Below are 1,697 nucleotides of genomic sequence, written 5' to 3' on the forward strand. Positions count from 1 at the left end.
TCCAAGGTGCAGCTGCCCGTGGAGACGGCCCTGATCGGTGATGCCGGGTACCAGGGCCTCTGGAAGGAACACCCTCACGCGCTCACACCTCACAAGGCGACCCGCACCACGCCACTCACCCACGAGCAGCGCCAGGACACGGTTGTCCTGGCGCATACCCGGCAGGGGATCGAGCACATGATCCGACGCCTGAAGATTTTTCGGGTACTCAAGGGCGTCTATCGACACCGCAGGCGTCGGTTTGCTTTGCGTCTGCACCTCATCGCGGCCCTCTGCAACCTCACCCTCTCCTGCTCAGCCTGACTTTCGCAGGAGGTCTATTGGGAAACAAACAAAGGAGGAGGGTCCACTTCAGGACGTCGAGAATTCAGTCTGACGGCCTGTCTCCAGAGCCACAGCGAACCATTGGGGAACCGCTTCCCGGAAATACCGTTGCGCCCAGGTCTGGGCCCAGACCTGGAAAGCCCCCTGCTCAATCGCCGTGCGAGCACGCTCAACCAGACCGTGCAGGTAACGGAGATTGTGCAGCGAGAGCATCCGCGGGGCCAGCATCTCCTCGGCCCGGACCAGGTGAGCCAGGTAGGCCCGCGTGTAGTGGCGGCAGGCGTAGCAGTCACAATCCCGGTCAATGGGTTCCAACTGCGTGCGGGGGGCGCTGGAATTCATGTTCAGGCGTCCGTCGTCCGTTAGGGCATAACCGAAACGGCCCGTTCTGGTGGGATATACACAGTCGAACATATCGACTCCCAGGGCGATGCCCGCCACCAGATCCTCGGGGTGTCCGACGCCCATCAGGTAACGGGGTTTTCCCTCAGGCAGACGTGACGCCGTGAAGGCAACGGCCGGGTACATCTCCTCCTTCGACTCCCCGACGGCCAGTCCACCGATAGCGAAGCCGGGGGTTCCAAAGGGCAGCGTCAGGTCGAGGCTCTGCTGCCGCAAGTCCTGATGAACACCCCCCTGCACGATGGCAAAGAGGGCCTGATCCTCCCGCGTCTTGACGGCGTGGCAGCGTTCCAGCCAGCGAACCGTCCGTTCCAGGCTGTTCTCGATGTAGCCGCGTTCAGCTGGGTAGGGCGGGCACTCGTCGAAAGCCATAATCACGTCGGCCCCCAGCGCCTCCTGCACCTGAATACTCCGTTCTGGAGTCAAAGAGACGTTCGCGCCATCGATATGGCTTTTGAACGTCACCCCCTGTTCGGTGATCTTCCGCATGTGGCCGAGGCTCATGACCTGAAAGCCGCCGGAATCGGTCAGAAACGGGCCAGGGTAGGCTGTAAACCCAGGAAGGCCACCATGAGCTGCCACCAGTTGCTCCCCAGGACGGAGCATCAGGTGGTAGGTATTCGCCAGAATCATCTGCGAGCCGATGTCCAACAGCTCCTGTGGGCTAATACCCTTGACGCTCCCCTGTGTCCCGACAGGCATAAACAGAGGCGTCAGTATCTGACCCCGCGGAGTCTGGAAGGTAGCCGTGCGCGCACGCCCATCACGGCGCCGAATGTCGAACTCAAACACCTCAGCATTCTGCCCGATCTGCCGTGTGCCGCTCGCAATCTCAATTGCAAACAAGACGTGGGTCAATGGCCCCACCAAGGCAACCAAGAAAACCCCCCACCGCTGATCAGGGTGGGGGGAGGGATGGAGCGGGAGACGAGATTCGAACTCGCGACATCTACCTTGGCAAGGTAGTGCTC

At 61.5% G+C, this 1,697-nt stretch carries 2 protein-coding genes; one reads left to right on the forward strand and one right to left on the reverse strand.

Going from position 1 to position 1,697, the window contains the following annotated elements; translation table 11 throughout:
• On the forward strand, positions 1-303 hold a 303-nt coding region (locus F784_RS0121990), incomplete at its 5' end, for a transposase family protein (RefSeq protein ID WP_019588850.1).
• A 48-nt stretch (positions 304-351) separates the two neighbouring features.
• On the opposite strand, the gene tgt is transcribed toward F784_RS0121990, so the two are convergent.
• Positions 352-1,518 carry a tRNA guanosine(34) transglycosylase Tgt gene (gene tgt / locus F784_RS0121995; protein WP_026332663.1) on the reverse strand — a complete coding sequence of 389 codons (1,167 nt, stop codon included), beginning with the start codon at positions 1,516-1,518 and terminating at the stop codon, positions 352-354.
• Positions 1,519-1,697 lie beyond the last annotated feature (179 nt).

This window comes from Deinococcus apachensis DSM 19763 (assembly GCF_000381345.1).
Lineage (GTDB): Bacteria > Deinococcota > Deinococci > Deinococcales > Deinococcaceae > Deinococcus > Deinococcus apachensis.